Origin of the sequence: Variovorax sp. UMC13, assembly GCF_014170375.1 — a bacterium.
Classification (GTDB): Bacteria; Pseudomonadota; Gammaproteobacteria; order Burkholderiales; family Burkholderiaceae_C; genus Variovorax.
The window spans coordinates 307,742-326,566 of the sequence record NZ_LZZW01000030.1; the positions used below are offsets into that span (position 1 = coordinate 307,742).

General features: G+C 73.2%; 6 protein-coding genes. 1 reads left to right on the forward strand and 5 read right to left on the reverse strand.

Annotation, left to right across the window (positions count from 1 at the left end; all coding sequences use genetic code 11):
- The first annotated feature begins 8 nt into the window (after positions 1–8).
- Complete coding sequence (locus tag A9977_RS24955) at positions 9–1,793, forward strand: acyl-CoA dehydrogenase C-terminal domain-containing protein (RefSeq protein ID WP_183027530.1); 1,785 nt, start codon at positions 9–11, stop codon at positions 1,791–1,793.
- Here the strand turns inward: A9977_RS24955 and A9977_RS24960 are convergent.
- From A9977_RS24960 to A9977_RS24980, 5 genes are all read right to left on the reverse strand, one after another.
- Positions 1,697–2,716, reverse strand: coding sequence for a hypothetical protein (locus A9977_RS24960; protein WP_183027531.1), 1,020 nt, complete (start codon positions 2,714–2,716; stop codon positions 1,697–1,699). The two genes, A9977_RS24955 and A9977_RS24960, sit on opposite strands and share 97 nt — an antisense overlap.
- Complete coding sequence (locus A9977_RS24965; protein ID WP_183027532.1) at positions 2,709–3,521, reverse strand: alpha/beta fold hydrolase; 813 nt, start codon at positions 3,519–3,521, stop codon at positions 2,709–2,711. Before A9977_RS24965 ends, A9977_RS24960 begins: the two co-directional genes overlap by 8 nt.
- Entirely contained in the window at positions 3,518–8,476 is a 4,959-nt protein-coding gene (locus A9977_RS24970; RefSeq protein ID WP_183027533.1) for a non-ribosomal peptide synthetase, read from the reverse strand. The genes A9977_RS24965 and A9977_RS24970 overlap by 4 nt, the downstream gene beginning before the upstream one ends.
- Positions 8,473–15,876: a polyketide synthase gene (locus A9977_RS24975; protein ID WP_259652130.1), complete on the reverse strand. Its 7,404-nt coding sequence runs from the start codon at positions 15,874–15,876 to the stop codon at positions 8,473–8,475. The genes A9977_RS24970 and A9977_RS24975 overlap by 4 nt, the downstream gene beginning before the upstream one ends.
- A gap of 104 nt (positions 15,877–15,980) precedes the next feature.
- On the reverse strand, positions 15,981–18,825 hold a 2,845-nt coding region (locus A9977_RS24980; RefSeq protein ID WP_310936189.1), incomplete at its 5' end, for an autotransporter outer membrane beta-barrel domain-containing protein.

An 18,825-nucleotide genomic window follows, 5' to 3' on the forward strand; every position in this document is an offset into this window, starting at 1 on the left:
CCCACGCCATGAGCCTTCGCTACCACGCGCCGCTGCGCGACATCCGCTTCGTCCTCCACGAACTGCTGAACCTGCCGCAGGTCCTCGGCGGCACCGACGGCAGCGACTTCGACCCCGAGGTGATGGACCAGATCCTCGACGCCGCTGGCACCTTCGCCGAAGAGGTGGTCGCGCCGCTCAACGGCAGCGGCGACCGCGAGGGCTGCCGCATGCCGAGCGCGGGCGTGGTCACCACGCCCGCGGGCTTCAAGCCCGCCTACGACCAGTTCGTCGCGGCCGGCTGGCCCGCGCTGGCCTGCCAGCCCGCGCATGGCGGCCAGGGCATGCCGACGGTGCTGAACAACGCGCTGTTCGAGATCCTGTGCGGCGCCAACATGGGCTGGGCCGCCTACCCGGGCATGTCGCACGCGGCCTACACCTGCCTCGCGGCCAACGGCTCGGCCGAGCAGATGGCGACCTACCTGCCGCAGATCGCCTCGGGCGCCTGGGCCGGCACGATGTGCCTGACCGAGCCGCACAGCGGCACCGACCTGGGCCTGCTGCGCACGCGCGCCGTGCCGCGCCTCGACGGCAGCTACGAGCTCACCGGCGCCAAGATCTTCATCTCGGGCGGCGAGCAGGACCTGACGGCCAACATCGTGCACCTGGTGCTCGCGCGCCTGCCCGACGCGCCGCCCGGCGTGAAGGGCATCTCGCTGTTCATCGTGCCGAAGTTCATCGTCGATGCCGACGGCGGCCTCGGCGCGCGCAACGCGGTGCAGTGCGGTTCGATCGAGCACAAGATGGGCATCCATGGCAACGCCACCTGCACCATGAACTTCGACGGCGCCCAGGGCTGGCTGCTGGGCGAGGCGAACAAGGGCCTGGCCTCGATGTTCGTGATGATGAACCACGCGCGCATCATCGTCGGCGTCAACGCGATCGGCCTGATGGACGCGGCCTACCAGAAGGCGCTGGCCTACGCGAAGGACCGCACCCAGGGGCGGGCCCCGTCGGCGCAGCGCCGCGAGGCGCCGGCCGATCCGATCATCGAACATGCCGACGTGCGCCGCATGCTGCTCACGCAGAAGGCCTACGTCGAAGGCACGCGCGCCTATGCGCTGTGGGCCTCGCACCTGATCGACCTGCAGCACCGCGGCGACACGCCGGCGGCGCGGCAGGAAGCGGCCGAGCTGCTGGCGGTGGCCACGCCGATCGTGAAGGCCTTCAGCAGCGACCTGGCGGTGGAATGCACGAGCATGGCGATGCAGGTCTTCGGCGGCCATGGCTACATCTGCGACAACGGCGTGGAGCAGCACCTGCGCGATGCCCGCATCATCCCGCTGTACGAAGGCTCGAACGGCGTGCAGGCGATGGACCTGCTGGGCCGCAAGGTGCTCGCCGACGGCACCGCGAAGTTCGCGCGCTACCTGCAGGTCATCACCGATTTCGCCGACGCCAGGGCCGACGTCGAGGCCATGCAGCCCTTCTGCGCGCCGCTGCGCGAGGCGGCTTCACTGGCCCTGCGCACCGCGCGCCACCTGTCGCTGCTGGCCGAGAGGAATCCCGACGCGGCGGGCGCGGCCGCCACGCCCTTCCTGCGGCTGGTGGGCCATGTCTCGCTGGCCTGGATGTGGGCGCGCATGGCCGACATCGGCCTGGCGCACGGCGCGGGGACCGAGCCGATCTATGCGGCGAAGCTCGCCACGGCGCGCTTCTACTTCGCGCGGCTCTTGCCCGAAGCGCAGTCGCTCGCGGCCGCCATCTCGGCCGGACCGGAGGTGGTGATGGCGCCCGAAGCCGCCTGGCTCTGAGCCGCCGGGCCGAAGGCGACGCCGCGGGCCCAGCTGTCGACCGCGTCCAGCAGCCGGGCCTGCATCGCCAGCGTGGTCGCGGTGTGGTCGATGTCCGGCCAGAAGCGGTACTGCACCAGGCCGAACAGGCGCGAGCCGCGCAGCTGGCTCAGCATGCTGTGGTCGCGGTCGAAGCCGTTGTAGGTGTTCGAATACATCAGCGACAGCGCCACCCCCCGGTCGACCAGGGACAGCAGCGCGCGCTCGTAGTCGGCGGCCGAGAAGACCTTGCCCTCGCCGCCGCCCAGGAAACCGCCCGCTTCCGCCGCCGCGGCGCGGTGCGGCAGCAGGGCACGCAGGCGCCCCAGGCTGCGCTCGCGCGCCGCCGCATCGCCGTCGCCGAGCCAGCCGACCAGGTCGTGCCACCAGGGATAGCTCGCGCGCACCGCCGCATTGCGCGGGAAGGCCGCCATGCGGCGCAGCTTGCGCTCCAGCCGCACGGTGCGGGTCATGTAGATCTCGCCGTCGAAGGACAGCAGGCCGATCACGCGCGGATCGTCCAGCGCCAGCGCCAGGCCGTTCTCGGCGCCTGAACAGATGCCGAACACCAGGAAGCGGCGCAGGCCATGGCGCTGCGACAGGAAGTCCATGGCGGCCTTCATGTCCTCTAGCGCCTGCGCGCGGTAGCCGTTGCGGCTCTGGGCCGCCACGCTGTCGCCGATGCCCGAGAGATCGAAGCGCAGGGCCGGCAGGCCGGCGCCGGCCAGGCGGCGCGCGGCCTTCACGTTGATCCGGTGCGGGCCGATGCGATGGTTCACGCCGGTGTTGAGCACCAGGCAGCCGATGTCGCTCATCTGGCCCGTCAGGCCCTGCGGCCGCGTGAGCAGGCCGAACAGATGGTCGTCGGAGCCGAACAGCACCGGTGCTTCGGAGAAGTCACTCATGGATTTCCGCCATCACGCGTTGGAGGGCCTCGGCCGGGACCATCTCGTTGCCGGGGGACGGGTTGCTGGTCCAGATCAGCGGGTGTGCGAGCGGCACGTGACGCACCGTACCACGGCTGGCCTGCACCGTCATCCACTGGCGCGTGCGCGCATCCTCGGGCTTGGCCAGGGTGACCAGTTCGACGCCGTCGCCCAGCACCCGCCCCGAGGGCGGCGTGAGCGCGGCGATCTGCGCGCGCAGCACCGACGACAGCGCGAAGCCGAAGGCCTCGTCGCTGAAGGCCCCCGGATCGACGCGCAGGCTGCGGCGCCAGCCGGGATCGGGCAGGGAATGGCTGAGTTCGAGCTCGCTCACATGCTTTTCGCGCAGCTCCTCGAGGTACGCGGGACCGTCGAGCACCGGCTCCCACAGCACCAGGCGCGCGATGCGCGGCTCGGCCATCGCCGCGGCCTGCAGGGCCAGCGTGGCCCCCATGCGGGCGCCGAACCACACGATGCGCGAGGCACCGGAACGGGCCGCGAGTTCGCGGTGCGCCGATGCGATGTCGCGGCGCCAGCCGTCGAGCTCGCCGTCCTCGTCGTCGCCCGGCGAATCGCCGGTGCCGTAGGGGTCGAAGCGCAGCACCGGCATGCCGGCGCGCGCCAGCCGCAGCGCGAGCAGGCGGTAGAAGCGATGGCTGCGCAGGGCCTCGTGGCCCATGGGCGGGCACAGCAGCACCGCGGTGTCGGACACGCGCGCGCTGTCGGCCGCATGGAACAGGCCGAACAGCCGCCGCGACGGGGGACCGAACAGCAGCGGCGTCATGGCTTGCGTCCCCAGCCGGAGAACATGCGGTTCAGCAGCCCGCCGCGCGGGGCCTCGGCGGTGGCGCCGGCCTCGGCAGCGATGTCGACCGCGGCCTCGGTGGCCGCCAGCTGCGCCAGGCTCTCGAACATGTAGCGGCGCGGTTCGATGCGCAGGCCGAGGCTCTGCTCCGACTGCTGCACCACGCGCATGGCCAGCAGCGAATCGCCACCCAGGTCGAAGAAGTTGTCGCCGGCGCGGATGTCGCCGATGTCGATGTTGAGCACCTGGGCCCAGACCGCGGCCAGCTGCGCCTGCGCCGGCAGCAGCGCGGCCGCGACCGGCGCGCGCGGCGCGGCCGGCGAGGCCTCGGCGGACGAGGACAGGCGGCGCAGGATGCGCGCGCTGGCCGAGTCGGCCGGCGCCAGCAGCTCGGCCAGCGGCACGTCCGGGCGCTCGGCGATGGTGTGCAGGATCTCGACGAAGCGGTCGCGGAAGGCGGTGCCGGTCTCGGGCAGGTAGATGTCGGCGTTGTAGGCGATCGGGCCCTCGAGGCCCTGCGGCTTCTCCAGCAGCCACAACCCCAGGTCGTCGGTGGCGCCGCGCTGCAGCAGGTGCACCTGCCGGTGCGTGAGGCCGCCGAAATCGTGCGGGCGCTCGCGCGCGTCCTGGAACGAGAACAGCCCCTGGTAGAGGCCCGCGCCCTGCGCCAGGCGCACGAACTCGGGCTCGGTCGCCATGCGCTCGAACGGCACCTGCTGGTAGCGCATGACCGCCACCAGTTCCTGCTTCACGTAGCGGATGAAGGCGCCGAAGTCCTGGCCGGCCTCGACCTGGAAGGGCAGCGGCAGCACGTTGTTGAAGAAGCCCATCACCGATTCCAGCTCGGGCGCCTCGCGGCCGCGCACCGGCGTCGCGATCACGACCGAGGGGCTGTCGATGGCGCTGCTCATCATCAGCACGTAGGCGCCCAGCGTCAGCATGCTGAGCGTGACGTCGTGCCGGCGCGCCACCTCGCGCAGGCGCTGCGTGGCGGCCGGGTCGATGTGGATCCAGTTGACGCCGCCGTTGCCGGACATGCCGGCCTTGCGCGGCATGTCGGTGCGCGCCGCGCGCGATGCGGGCATGCGCGCGAAGCGCTGCTTCCAGAAGTCGAGCTGGCGCGCGAAGTCGGGCTGCTGCATCCAGTCGGCGTACCACTGCGCGTAGTCGCCCATCGCGACCGGCGGCTCGGGCAGCGTGTGCGGCCGGCCGCGCACCCGCGCGCCGTAGAGCGCCGACAGCTCGGCCTGGTAGATGTCGAAGGACCAGCCGTCCCAGATGAGGTGGTGCGGCACGAACATGAAGCCGTGGTCCTCGGGCCCCATGCGGTAGAGCGCCATGTGGAACAGCGGCGCGCGGTGGATGTCCAGCGGCTGGTCGGCCAGCTGCTGCATGCGCCGCATGAGTTCGGCTTCGCGCTCGTCCTCGGGCAGCGTGCTCAGGTCGATCAGCGGCACCTCGAAGTCGACGTGGGCCGCGATGGTCTGGACCGGCGCGCCCGTCGCGTCGCGGCCCACGGCCGTGCGCAGGGCGCCATGGCGTTGCACCATCTCGCGCAGCGCGGCACGGAATTGCTCGATGTCCAGCGGCCCGAGGAAGCGGTGGCCCGAAGGCGCGTTGTAGACCGGGCGGCCGGGATGCAGCTCCTCGAGGAAAAGGATGCGCTCCTGCATTGGCGTGAGCGGCGCGCTGCGGCGGTCGCGCTGCGCGACGATCGGCGCCTGCGCCTCGGACTGGCCCTCGCCGCGCAGGCGGCGCACGGCCTGCGCGATGCGCTCGACCGTGGGCGCCTCGAACAGCATCGACATCGGCAGCTTGAGCTGCAGTTCGCGGCCGAGCCGGGCGGTGAAGCGCGCGGCCAGCAGCGAGTGGCCGCCGAGCGCGAAGAAGTCGTCCTCGATGCCCAGGCCCGGCAGGCTCAGCGTCTGCTCCATCACCGTGAGGATCTGCTGCTCGAGTTCGTCGCGCGGCGGCACGGCCGCGGCGCTGCGCGTGGCGACCGCGCTCTGCGGCGCCGGCAGCGCCTGGCGGTTGACCTTGCCGTTGGGCAGCAGCGGCAGTGCGTCGAGCGCCACGAAATGCTGCGGCAGCATGTACTCGGGCAGGAAGGCCGCCAGGTGCTGACGCAGCGCCGCGGCCTCGGGCATGGGGCCGCGCGGCACCACGTAGGCCACGATGCGCACGTCGCCCGGCGCGTCCTCGCGCGTGACCACCAGCGCACGGTCCACGCCCGCATGGCGCGCGAGGTTCGATTCGATCTCGCCCAGCTCGATGCGGTAGCCGCGCACCTTGACCTGGTCGTCGGCGCGGCCCAGGCATTCGAGCACGCCGTCGGCGCGCCAGCGGCCCAGGTCGCCGGTGCGGTACCAGCGCGCCGCGCCGGCCGGCGCCCCCGGCACGGGCACGAAGCGCTGCTCGGTGAGCTCGGGCCGGTTCAGGTAGCCCAGCGTCACGCCGGCGCCGCCGATGTAGAGCTCGCCGGTCACGCCCACGGGCAGCGGGCGCAGCGCGGCATCGAGCACATGGAACTCGGTGTTGGCGATCGGCCGGCCGATCGGGATCACGCCGTCGGCCTGCAGCACGCGGTGGAAGCTCGACCACACGGTGGTCTCGGTAGGGCCGTAGCCGTTCCAGAGCTCGCCCACCATCGGCAGCAGCTGCCGCGCGAGGTCGCCCGGCAGCGGTTCGCCGGTGCAGATGGCCAGCAGGTCGCGCCGGCCCGGCCAGCCCGCGTCGAGCAGGATGCGCCAGGTCGAGGGCGTGGCGTCGACGAAGTCGACCTCATCGGTCTCGATCAGCGCGCGCAGGCGGTCGCCCTGCATGGCCTGGGTCTTGTCGGCGACCACGATGCAGGCGCCCACGGTCAAAGGCAGGATCACCTCGGACACCGCGATGTCGAAGGACAGCGTGGTCACGGCCAGCACGCGGCGCTGCGCGTCGATGCCCGGCACGCTGCGCAGGCTGGTCAGCAGGTTCCCCACGCTGCGGTGCGGCACCCGCACGCCCTTGGGCCGGCCGGTGGAGCCCGAGGTGTAGATCACGTAGGCCACGCCCTCGGCGTCGCCGGCATGGCCGGGTGCCGCATCGGCCGGCGCCACCTGGTCGGCGCGCACGCGCGCCAGCGCCTGCAGCGGCGCCGCGCCATCGGTGTCGGCGTCGGTGACGGCCACGCGCAGCTGCGCATCGCCGGTCATGAATTCGAGCCGCTCGCGCGGGAAGGCCGGGTCCAGCGGCACATAGCCCGCCCCCGATTTCAGGATGCCCACCAGCGCGACCAGCATGTGCGCATTGCGGCCGCAGCACAGGCCCACCAGGTCACCCGGGCCGATGCCCTGCGCCTGCAGCGCGGCGGCCAGGCCGTTGGCCCGGCGGTCGAGTTCGCGGTAGCTCAGCGAGGCGCCACCGGCGCGCACCGCGAGCGCCTCGGGCGTGGCCTGGGCCTGGCGCGCGATCAGCGCGTCGATGCGCAGCTGCGCATCGAAGGGCGCGGCGGTGGCGTTGAAGGACCGCAGCAGCGCCACGTCGTCGGCGCTGCAGGCCAGCGCCTCGGCCACGCTCGTGCCGGGCGTGCGCGTCAGGCGCTCGAGCGCCGTGGTGTACAGCGCCAGCCAGCGGCGCACGGTGCGCTCGTCGAACAGCGCGGTGTTGTACTGCAGCTCGAGCATCAGGCCGTCGGCCACCGGCACCACGTTGAGGAAGAGCTCGAAGTTCTCGAAGTGGCGCGGGTTGCCGCTCAGCGTGCTGTGCAGGCCGGGGAAGGTGCCGCCCGGCGAGGCCGGGGCACGGTCGAGGTTGAACATCACGCTCACCAGCGAGGGCCGGCTCGGGTCGCGCGCCACCGGCAGCTTCTTGAGCAGCGCGCCGTAGGTCAGCGTCTGGTGCTCGAAGGCATCGAGCAGCGTGCCACCCACGGTCTTGAGCAGCGTCTCGACCGGCTGCGACGCCTCGACCGCGACGCGCACCGGCAGCAGGTTCACGCAGTGGCCCACCAGCCGCGGCATGTCGCTCGCGGCCTGGCCGGCCACCGGCACGCCGATGACCAGGTCGTCCTGCTGCGAGAGCCGGTGCATCAGCGCCGCGAACAGGCTGAACAGCGTGGCGAACAGGCTCACGCCGGCCCGCGCGCCCTGCTGCCGCGCGGCCTCGGCCAAGGCCGCGGGCAGCAGCACGTCGAGCCGGCGCGCGTTGAAGCGCCGGCGCGCGGGGCGGGCCCGGTCCAGCGGCAGCTCAAGCGTGGGCAGCGTGGCGTCGGGGTAGCGGCCGAGCCAGTAGGCGAGCTGCGCGCGCGCAGCCGGCGTTTCGGCCTCCTCGCGCGCCCAGTTCGCGTAGTCGGCGTAGCTGGGCGCGGGCTCGAGCGCCGGGCCCTGGCCGGTCTGCTCGGCGTAGAGCTGGCCCAGTTCGTCGGCGATCACGCCCCAAGACCAGCCGTCGCACACCGTGTGGTGGGCGGTCAGCAGCAGCACGTGGCGCGTCGGCGTGTGGCGGTAGAGCGCGGCGCGCAGCAGCGGACCGCGCTCGAGGTCGAACGGGGTCTCGACGGCCTCGGCGTGCGCGGCCGCCATCGCCTGGTCGCGGGCCTCGGCCTCCAGGCCGCTCAGGTCGTGCAGCGGCAGCTCGAAGGCGCCGGCCTCGACCACGATCAGCTCGGTGCCGTCGAGCGAGAAGCTGGCGCGCAAGGCATCGTGGCGCGCCACCAGCGCCACCAGTGCGGCCTCGAGCGCGGCCGGCTCCAGCGGACCGTCGAGCGCCAGGTCGACCGATTCGTTGTAGGCCAGCGAGGCTTCGCTGCCCAGCTGGTGCGCCAGCCAGACCTCGCGCTGCGCCTCGGTGCTCGGGATCACGCCGGCGATCGCGCCGAACGCGAAGGGGTCGAAATCCTGGCCCAGACCGTCGTGGAGGTCCGGGCTGCCGGGGGTGTAGCGCGAGGGGGTCATGCGTCGATCCTACGGAACTTGCCGGGCTGTGCGGCGTCGGGCACGAACCAAGCGGGCTGTCCGTCCTTGTCGCGTCCCAGGCGGGCGTTGGGCACGGGCGGCCTGGCGGCGTCGAAGCGGCGGGCCGCGGGCGCGCCGCCGGGCAGGAACTCGGCCTCCTGCATCTCGGCGATCGACTCCTTGAAAGCCGACTTGAGCAGCGCGATGTCGGCCGGCGTGTGGGCCGTGGTCATGAAGCAGGGGAAGTTGTCGAGGATGTGCACGCCGCGGCTGCGCATCATCGCGAACAGCAGGTCCTGCAGCGGATGGTCCTCGAGCCAGCTCACGCGCCACAGCGAGCCGAAGTAGCGGATCTCCAGCGGCGCGCCGACCTCGCGGCAGAAGGCCGTGAGCTCGTCGGCCATGGCCGCGGTGTGCAGGTTGAGCTGGGTCTGCAGCGCGCCACCGGACGCATGCAGGTGGTCGAGCGAGGCCTTGGCCGCGGCCAGCGTGAGCGGATGCCGCACGAAGGTGCCGGCGAAGTAGGTCACGCCCACCGTGGGGATCGAGTCGTCGCCGTAGTTCCAGGCGCCGCCGTCGAGCGCGTCCATGTACTCGCGCCGGCCCGCGACCGCGCCGATGGGCATGCCGCCGCCGATCACCTTGCCGTAGGTGGCCAGGTCGCCGCGCACGCCGAACAGCGCCTGCGCGCCGCCCGGATGGGTGCGGAAGCCGGTGATGACCTCGTCGAAGATCATGCAGGTGCCGCTCTTCTCGGTGATGGCGCGCACCTCCTGCAGGAACTCGCGCGGCTGGAAGTCGGGCCGGCGGCTCTGCACCGGCTCGACCAGCACCGCGGCCAGCTCGTCGGCGTGGGCGCGGATGAAGTCCAGCGACTCGGGCGTGCCGTAGTCCAGCACGCGCACGTCGCCGAACATGCCGCTCATCACGCCCGGCGTGGCCGGGATGCCGCGCGCGCCGCGGCCGGCGCGCACCAGCACCTCGTCGAAGGTGCCGTGGTAGGAGCCGCTGAACAGCACCACGGTGCTGCGGCCGGTGTGGGTGCGCGCGATGCGCAGCGCGGCCATCACGGCCTCGGAGCCGGTGTTGCACAGCGCCGCGCGGTCGAAGCCGGTGAGCTCGCAGATGCGCTGCGTGACCTCGGCCGCGAGCGGATGCTGCGGGCCGATCTCGTAGCCGATGTCGAGTTGCCGGCGGATCGCGTCATTGAGGAAGTCCGGCTGCCAGCCGAACATGTTCATGCCGAAACCGTTGAGCGTGTCGACGTACTCGTTGCCGTCGATGTCCCAGACGCGCGAGCCCTTGGAGCGGTCGACCACGATCTGGTAGGTGATCTCCTTGGTGGCGGGGCGGAAGCCGTTGACCACGCGCGGGTCGGCCATGTGGCCGCGGTTCTTCGCGGTGAAGTCCTTGCTGCCGCGCGTGCGTTCGACATAGCGGCGCACGAAGGTATCGAGCCGGGCCTGCTGGCGGCCGGTGATCTCGCGGTTGGGCGTGGTGTGGATGCGCGCGATCGCGCCGAAGGCCTTCTTGACGTCGTAGGGCACGCCGCCGCCGACCAGCGGGGTGTCGGCGGCCGCGGCGGCCGGCGCTGCCACAGGTGCCGCAACGGGCGCGGCCACCGGTGCCGCCTGCACCGCGGGCGCGGCCGAGGCGCCGGCCAGCAGCGCGAGCTGCTGCTGCATCAGCTGCATCTGCTGCGCGATGAGTTGCTGGACCATGGACGCATCGGCGCCCACGGCCATGGGCGCGAAGGCCTGCACGGCCACCGCGGAGGCCACGGGTGCCGCCATGGCCACCGGCGTGACGGACGCGACCGCCGCGATGGGCGCGACCGGTGCCGCGACCGCCGCTGCGGGTTCGGGCGGCAGCGTCTCGTCGAGGTGCGCCGCCAGCAGGTCGAAGCTGCGGCAGCCTTCCATCAGCTGGCGGAAGCTGATGTTGACCTTGAAGTGCTTCTTGACCTGCAGCGCGGCCTGGGTGAGCACCAGCGAGTCGAGGCCCTGGTCGATGAAGGTGGTCGCGCCGTCGGCATCGGCCATCGGCGTGCCGGAGATGTCTTCGAAGAGCTCGCGCAGCTTGGCGTGGAGGGCGGGGCGGCGGGCGGTGGACGTGGTGGGCATGGGCGACTCCAAGGTCGGGGCGATGGAAGGAGAAGGAGGAACGACGGCCGCGTTGGCGGCGGCAGCGGGCACGGCGAGGGCAGCGGCGGCCACCGGGGCCGCGCTGTCGACCCAATGGCGCTTGCGTTCGAAGGGATAGGTGGGCAGCCGCACGCGGGCCTTGCGGGCGCGGGTGTCGAGCTGCTGCAGGTCGGGCGCGAGGCCGATGGTCCAGAGCCGGCCCAGCGCCAGGCGGTGCGCGACCAGCTCGTCGGCCGGCGCGGCGCCGAGCAGCGCGCAGGCCGCGGGCGCGGGGCGCTCGCGCGTAGCGTGCTGGCGCACCAGCGTGCAGAGGGTGTTGCGCGGGCCGAGCTCGATGAACAGCGGCTGCGTGAAGCGGGCCAGCACCTCGTGCACCGCGGGCGAGAAGCGCACGGTCTCGCGCAGGTGGCGCGCCCAGTAGGCGGGATCGGTGGCCTCGTCGGCGGTGAGCACGCGGCCGGTCAGCGTCGAGACGATGGTGCGCTGCGGCGCGTTGAGCGTCACGCCGCGCACCAGCGCCTCGAAGGGCGCGAGCGCCGGCGCCATCATGGCCGAGTGGAAGGCATGCGAGGTCTCGAGCAGGCGCGCGGCCACGCCCTCGGTCTCGAGCCGGGCCTGCAGCGCCGCGATGGCCTCGAAGGGGCCGGCGATCACGCTGGCCGTGGGGCCGTTCTCGGCCGCCAGCGACAGCGCCTCGCCGAGGTAGGGCTGCACCTGCGCGGCCGACAGCCGCACCGACAGCATCTGGCCCGCGGGCAGCGCCTGCATCAGCGCGCCGCGCTGGGCCACCAGCCGGGCCGCGTCGGCCAGCGACATCACGTTGGCCAGCACCGCGGCCGCGAACTCGCCCACGCTGTGGCCGATCATGGCGGCGGGGCGCAGGCCGAAGGCCAGCAGGCGCGCGCCCAGCGCGTACTCGAGCGCGAAGGTCGCGGGCTGGGTGGCCGAAGTCGGGCGCAGCGCGTCGGCGTCGTCCGAGAACATGCGCTCCTGCAGGTCGAAGGGCAGCACGCCGTCGAAGGCCGCGAAGCAGGCGTCCATGGCGGCGCGGAAGGCCTCGTCGTGCACGTAGAGCGTGCGGCCCATGCCCGCGTACTGCGCGCCCTGGCCGGGGAACAGCCAGACCTGCTCGTGGGCGCGCGCGGCGACCGCGCCGGCCAGCTTGAACGGCGTGTCGGCGGCACGCAGCAGTTCGACGGCCTCGGCCGTGCCGTCGGCCACCAGCGCCATCCGCTGCGCGAAGGCCTTGCGGCCGACGCGCAAGGTGTGGGCCACGTCGCCGAGGTTGAGCGCGGGGTCGGCTGCGAGGTGGTCGGCCAGTTGCGCCGCCATGCGGGCCAGCGCGGCCGGCGTGCGGGCCGAGAGCGTGAGCAGCTGCGGGCCGGCCACCGGCTCCGAGGGCACTGCGAGCGGTGCCTCCTCGAGGATCACGTGCGCGTTGGTGCCGCCCACGCCGAAGGAGGACACGCCCGCGCGGCGCGGCGCACCGGCTTCGCGCGGCCAGGCCGAGCGCTCGGCATTCACGCGGAAGGGCGTGCCGTCGAAATCGATGGACGGGTTGGCCGCGCTGAAATGCAGCGAGGCCGGCAGCTGCTGTTGGTGCAGCGCCAGCGCGGTCTTGATCACGCCGGCCGCGCCGGCGGCCATCAGCGTGTGGCCGATGTTGCTCTTGACCGAGCCGATGGCGCAGAAGCCGCTGTCGGCCGTGTGGCGCGCATAGGCGCGGGCCAGGGCCGCGACCTCGACCGGATCGCCCATCGGCGTGGCGGTGCCGTGGGCCTCGACATAGGACATGCTGCGCGCGTCGACGCCGGCCGAGGCCAGCGCCATCGACACCACGGCGGCCTGGCCGTCCACGCTGGGCGCGGTGAAGCTGGCCTTGACCGCGCCGTCGTTGTTCACGCCGACGCCGCGCAGCAGCGCGTAAATGGTGTCGCCGTCGGCCTGCGCATCGGACAGGCGCTTGAGCATCACCACCGCCGCGCCGTCGCTGAACACCGTGCCCTGGGCGTTGGCGTCGAAGCTGCGCGTGCGGCCGTCGGGCGAGAACATCGCGCCCTCCTGGTAGAGGTAGCCGCTGTGGGGCGGGCAGGTGATCGCGATGCCGCCGGCCAGCGCCATGTCGCACTGGCCCGAGCGCAGCGCATGGAAGGCCTGCGCCATCGCGACCAGCGAAGTCGAGCAGGCGGTGTTGAGGCTGATCGCCGGGCCGGTGAGGTTGAGCCGGTGGGCCACGCGCGTGGCCAGGTAATCCTTCTCGTTGCCCAGCATCACCGCGAACTCGCCGACCGTGTCGATCAGGTCGGGGCGCGGCATCACATGGCGCTGGAAGTAGGTCGCGTTGTGCATGCCGGCGTAGACGCCGACCGGCCGCTGCTGCTGGTCGGGCGCATAGCCCGCGCGCTCCATGCATTCCCAGCAGATCTCGAGGAACAGCCGCTGCTGCGGGTCCATCAGCGTCGCCTCTTTGGGGTTGATGCCGAAGAAGGCGGCGTCGAACTGGTCGACGTCGTCGAGCACGCCGCGGGCGCGCACATAGCTCGGGTCGGCCCGCAGCGCGGCGCTCACGCCGGCGTCGAGCGTGGCGTCGTCGAAGAAGCGGATGGTGTCGCGGCCTTCGAGCAGGTGGGCCCAGAACTGCTCGACGTCGGCGGCGCCGGGGAAGCGGCCGGCCATGCCGACCAGCGCGATCGGCTCCTGCGCGTCGTCGGCGCTCGAACGCGCGCTGCGCGCAACGGCCGGCGCCGGCAGGTCGGCGCCGTCGAGTTCGCGCGCGATGGCCTGCGGCGTGGGGTTCTGGAAGAACAGGTTGGTCGACAGGCGCCGCGCGCTGCCGGCCTGCAGCTCGGCCAGCACCTTGAGCACGCGCAGCGAATCGCCGCCCAGCTCGAAGAAGTTGTCGAGGCGGCCCGCGAGGTCGATGCCCAGTGCGCGCGCGAAGGCGGCGCACACGCGGCGCTCGGTGTCGGTGCGGCCCTCTTCGTAGGGCTCGGCCATCTCGGGGCGCTGGGCCAGCGGCTCGGGCAGGCCGCGGCGGTCGATCTTGCCGTTGGGCGAACGCGGCAGCGCATCGAGCGTCACGAACAGCGCGGGCACCATGTAGGCCGGCAGCGTGGCCTGGAGGTGCTTGCGCAGCGCCTCGGCACCTGGCGCGATGCCGGGCTGGGCCGTGAGGTAGGCCACCAGGCGGGCGTCGCCGCCGCCGTCGTGGCGCGCGAGCACCGCGGCCTCGCGCACCGCGGGGTGCGTGAGCAGCGCGCTCTCGATCTCGCCCAGCTCGACGCGGAAGCCGCGCACCTTGACCTGGTGGTCGTTGCGGCCCAGGTAGTCGATCTCGCCGTCGGCGCGCCAGCGGCCGATGTCGCCGGTCTTGTAGAGCCGCGCGTCGGGATCGGCGCTGAAGGGGTCGGCCACGAAGCGTTCGGCCGTGAGTTCGGGCCGGTGCAGGTAGCCACGGGCCACGCCGACGCCACCGATGTGGATCTCGCCCGGCACGCCGAGCGGCGCCGTGCAGCCGTGGCGGTCCAGCACGTGGATGCGGTTGTTGGCGACGGGCCGGCCGATGGAGGGCAGGGCGGCCCACTGCGCCGGGTCGGCCGCCAGCTGCAGCGCCGTGACCACGTGGCTCTCGGTCGGGCCGTACTGGTTGTGCAGCCGGCAGCCGGCATGGCGGGTGAAGAAGGCGCGCACCGCGGGGCTGGCGTGCAGCTGCTCGCCGGCGGTCATCACGTCCTGCAGCTCGGGCAGGGCCTCGTCGGCCGCGACCGCGTACTCGGCGAGGTTCTGCAAGGCGATGAAGGGCAGGAACAGCCGCTGCACACGCTGTTCGCGCAGCACCGCGACCAGCGCCTGCGGATCGCGCCGCACGCTCTCGTCGATCAGCACCAGCGTGCCGCCGGCAGCGAGTGTGGCGAAGATCTCCTGGAATGCGACGTCGAAGCCCAGCGCCGCGAACTGCAGCGTGCGTTGCGGCTTCGGCACCTTCGGATGGTCGAGCTGCCAGTGCAGCAGGTTGACCAGGCCGCGGTGCGGCATGGCCACGCCCTTGGGCGTGCCGGTCGAGCCCGAGGTGTAGATCACGTAGGCCAGGTGCTGCGGCTGCACGTCGGCGGCCGGCGCATCGGTGCACTCGTCCTGCGCAGGCAGCGCGTCGAGCAGCAGCACCGGGGTCGTCTCGTCGGCCGGCAGCGCGGCGCGCAGCGTGGTCTGGGAAAGAATGACCTGGGGCTTCGCGCCGGCCAGGATGATCGCCGTGCGGTCCGGCGGATGGCTCGGGTCCAGCGGCACGTAGGCGCCGCCGGCCTTGAGCACGGCCAGCAGCCCGACCACCATGGCCAGGCTGCGTTCCACATAGAGGGCCACCGGCACGTCGGGGCCGACGCCCAGCGCGCGCAGCCGGCGCGCGAGGCGGTCGGCCTCGCGTTCGAGTTCGACGTAGCGCAGCACCGCGTCGCCGAAGCGCACCGCCTCGGCCTCGGGCGTGCGCCGGGCCTGGGCCTCGACCAGGTCGTGCACCCGCAGCGTCGCGGGCCAGTCCGCCTCGGTGGCGTTGAAGCCCTGCAGCCAGCGCTGCTCGGCCGCGCCGACCATCGGCAGTGCGGCCAGCGGGCGGTCCGCGTGTTCGGGCAGGGCGGCCAGCACCGTCTGCACATGGCCGGCCCAGCGTTCGGCCGTGGCACGGTCGAACAGGGTGCCGTCGAAATGCAGCACGCCTTCGAGCGTGCCGTCGCTGCGCAGGGCCAGCGCCAACGACAGCTCCATGCCGGGCAGCGCTGTCGAGGCGCCGAAGCGCAGACCGGCGACGGCGCATGGCGCGTCGGCTGCGGCCGGCGGCAGCGCCCGCTCGGCGTCGAGGCGCGACAGCAGCTGCTCCACGGTGGGCTCGCCGCGCAGGTCGGCCCACAGCACCTGCAGACCTTCCGCGTCCACCGCCGCGGCCAGCAGCAGCTCCTCCTGCGTGCTCAGCCGCGCCAGCACCACGGCCCAGGCCGCGAGGCACAGGGTCTGCAGCGAGGTTTCGCGTGCGAGCGCGAAGGCCTGCAGGTCGAGCGAGGTGGCCGCATCGAGCGACCAGGGCACGCTTCCGATGTCCGCATCGCCGGCCGGCGTCGCGGCGCGCGGCAGTTCGAGCACGCCCGCCACCGCAGCCATCCGCGCGGACCGCTCGCCTTCGGCCCCGCGGGCCGGCGGAGGTGCGGGCGCGTGGGACGAAAGCTCGGGACTGGCGGAGGATGCGGCGTCGGGCGTGGTGGTCATGGCTCGGTGGGCGGAGGTCGCATGGAAGGAACGAAGAACAGGCAGAGACCGCGTTTCACGTGGCGTTGACGGAGCTTCAGGGCGTCGGTGGTGACCATGGTCGATTACCAGCGAGCCTTGAGGCCCAGCGATCCTTGTACGCCACTCTTCACGCGCGCGTCACCACCCAGCGCAAAAAGTCGACCAATTTCGCCGTAGACGCTCCAGGTGCTGTTCAGCGCCAGCGTCGCGCCGCCGGCCACTTCGCCCCAGCTGCCGCCGGTGCGCGTCGCGATGTCGGTGGTGGCCGCGGGGCCGATGAAGCGGGCGATGTCGGTGCCGCTGGAGGCGCGGTAGAGGTTGAAGCGGCCGTAGGGCTGCAGCGCGCCGAGCGCGGTGCTCGTCTCGCCCTTGACCCGCACGCCCGCACGGGCGATCCAGCCGTTGTCGGCGTCCTGCTGCACGCGGGCGCCGGAGATCACGACGTCGTCGAGGTCCACGCGCTGGTGGATCAGCTGCAGCTGCGGCTCGATCGTCCAGCCCTGGCCCAGCGCGAAGGACTGGCCGAGTTCGATCGACGCCAGCAGGCTGTCGCCCTTGCCCGTGACCGACGCATTGCCTTGCGGACGCAGCGTGTAGCGGTGGTCGCCGGCCTGCAGCACGGCGTCGGCATAGAAGCCGCGGCCGTTGGTCCAGGTGGCGTAGAGGCCGAGGTAGCGCGTGCGCAGGTCGTTGCTGCCCACGCCGCCCCAGACGCCGTTGGCGAAGCCGCTGGTGCGCACGTCGCCGTCGAGCTGGCCGACGTAGACGCCGGCGTGCCAGTTGGCGTCGGCGAACAGGTCGGTGCCGACCTGGAAGCCGTCGACGCGGCCCTTGCTCGCGGGCGAGACCGTGCCTTGCTGGCGCACGTCGATGTCGCTGGAGATCACGCGGCCCCAGGCGTTGCGCGGGCCGTTGGCGGCCGGCGCGCCGGCCACCGGCTCGTCGCCGATGCGCTGGTGCAGGTTGCCCAGCATGGCCAGGTCGGCCTGGCGCAGCTGCTGCGGCAGCGCCGCGAACAGCGGGACTTCGCTGCGGTAGGTCGGCACGGTGGCCGGCGGCGTGGCCGGCGTGCCGGGCGTGACCGGCGTGCCGGGGTTCACCGGCGGGGCCGCGTCGGTTTCCGAGCGCAGGAACCAGCTCTGGTCGGCGCCGTGCAGCGTGTAGGCGTAGGCGCCCGCGTCGACGTGGCCGTTGGCCAGGGTGAAGGCGTTGGCGGTCGAGGTGGCGCCGTTGCGCGCGGCCACGACCTCGATGCCGTTGCCCGTAGTCTGCGCGCCCAGGCCGCCCAGGTTGGTGATCTGCACCGTGGTGTTGCCGCTGGCGTTGCCGCCGTTGAGCAGCAGGCGGTCGGTCGCGCTGCCGCTGTCGCCCAGGGCCGTGCCCAGGCGCAGCACGCCGCCGTTGCCGACGTAGTTGCCGTTCACGGTCAGGGTGGTGCCCGGGGTGGCGCTCAGCAGCGAGACGGTGCCCGCGTTGTTGAGCGAGGCCACGGTCTGGTTGAAGCCACCCACGTCGAGCGTGGCGCCGGCCGCCACCGTGTGGGCCGAGGCCGCGCTCAGCGTGTTGGCCGCGCCCGCACGCAGCGTGCCCTGGCCGACGGTGGTGGCGCCGCCGTAGGTGTTGGCCGCCGTCAGCACCAGCGTGCCGGTGCCGGTCTTGGTCAGCGCGCCGCTGCCGCCGATCGCGCCGGCCAGCGTGCCGGTGAAGGCGCCGGTGTCGACCGTCGGCTGGCCCGTGCCCAGCGTGACCGCGTTGGCGATCTGCAGGCCGTCGGCCGCCAGGCGCAGCGTGCCGTCGTTGAGCGTCAGGGTGCCGGCTGCGGCACCCAGGTTGGCGTTGCCGGTCAGCGCCAGCACGCCGGCGTCGACGGTCCAGGGCGTGACGCCGGCCTGCGCGCCGGTCAGCGTCCAGACGCTGGTGCCGCTCTTGTGGAAGGCGTCGAAGCCCTGGAAGGCGGTGCCGATGGTGGCCACGTCGAAGGTGGTCGCGGTGGCGTCGCCGCCCAGCGCCAGCGTGTTGTTGCTGCCGCCCGCTGCCACGACGGCGTTGCCGTCGAAGACGCCGCCGGCGCGCAGTTCGAGCCGGTTGCCCGAACCCTGGAGTTCGACCGCGTTGGCGCGTACCGCACCGCTGCTGTCCAAGCCGCCCGAGATGCGGCCGGCGTTGACCACGGTGTTGCCACCCGCGGCCGAACCCGTGATGCCGACGCCGCCTGCCGCGCCCGTGCCGGCCGTGGCCAGGCCGGCGTTGCCGCCGCGCACCGTGCCGTCGTTGCTCACCGTGGCGCCGGCGTCCAGCAGCACCACGCCGCTGCCGCCGCGGCCGGCCACCGACACGGTTTCGGTACCGCCCACGGCACCGCCGGTGCCGCCGAGGATCTGGCCCGTGGCGGTGTTGGTCACGCTGGCCGAGCCGCTGGCGACGACGCCGTTGCCGCCGTTGCCGCCCAGGGTGGCCACGCCGCCGGTCCCGCCCTGTGCCGTGCCGGCGTTGGTGATCTGGCCGCCGTTGCTGCGCACCGCGTCGCCGCCGTTGCCGCCGCGGCCGGGTTCATTCCCGCCGACATCGACGATGCCGCCGGTGCCGCCTGCGCCGCCCGTCAGCTGGCCGCCGGCGCCGTTGTTGAGGCTGCCGCCCTGGTAGAGGAAGACGCTGCTGCCGCCTTCGCCACCGTTGTAGCCGTTGCCGCCCGCGCCGCCGACGATGCGGCCGGTGGCGTTCACCACGCTGCCGCCGTTGGCCAATGCCAGGCCGGCGCCGCCGCCGCCCGCGCCGTCCCACATCGTGGAGCCGCCCGCGCCGCCGGTGACGGTGTGGCCTGCGGTGTCGACGGTCGCGCTCGCGCCCGTCAGCACCAGGCCGCCGCCACCGCCACCACCACCGCCCGAGTAGACGATGGCCGGCGGCGGGTTCGCGCCGGCCGTGCCG